The 635-nt window shown below is 60.5% G+C and carries 1 protein-coding gene; it reads left to right on the top strand.

Annotated elements, in window-relative coordinates:
• Positions 1 to 635: DDE-type integrase/transposase/recombinase (locus tag QC823_RS16180; protein ID WP_309657366.1), on the top strand; the 635-nt coding region annotated here is incomplete at both ends.

The following is a 635-nucleotide window of genomic DNA, read 5'->3' as shown; positions in this document are numbered from 1 at the left end:
GCGTCTCCACCGCGACCATCCGGCGTTGGCGCTACCGTGATGATGTCAATGATCGCTCACACACGCGTCACAACTTGCTGGCCACGCTCACGCCCGAGCAGGAGGAGGTGCTGATTGCAGCTCGCGAATTCCTTCGCCTCGGCCTAGATGATCTCCTCGTCGTCGCACGTGAGTTCCTGAGCCCTCGCTTGTCACGCTCCGGACTGCATCGTATGCTCCAGCGGCGCGAGGTGCCGACACTAGCGGAACTGGCTCGGCAGGACGCTGGCGATGATGAGACGCCCAAGCACAAGCCCTTCAAGGACTACGAGCCGGGCTTCATGCACATTGACATTAAGCACCTGCCTCAGATGCCCGACGAGCAACAGAAGCGCTACCTGTACGTGGCCATTGACCGGGCAACGCGCTGGGTCTATCTGGAGGTCAGACGCAGCCAGTCCGCAAAGGATGCGCGCGCGTTCATGAAGCAAGTTGAAGAGAAGGCACCCTTCAAAATCCAGACGGTGCTGACCGATAACGGCAAATCCTTCACCGATCGCTTCACACGGGCCGGTGAGCGCAAGCCCAGCGGGCAACATCCGTTTGATCAGGAATGCCAGGGCCATGGCATCGAGCACCGCCTCATCAAGCCTGGA

Origin of the sequence: Vreelandella vilamensis, assembly GCF_031451755.1 — a bacterium.
GTDB lineage: Bacteria > Pseudomonadota > Gammaproteobacteria > Pseudomonadales > Halomonadaceae > Vreelandella > Vreelandella vilamensis.
The sequence above is the reverse complement of the archived record's forward strand: the minus strand, read 5'-3'. Positions and strand labels throughout refer to the sequence as shown.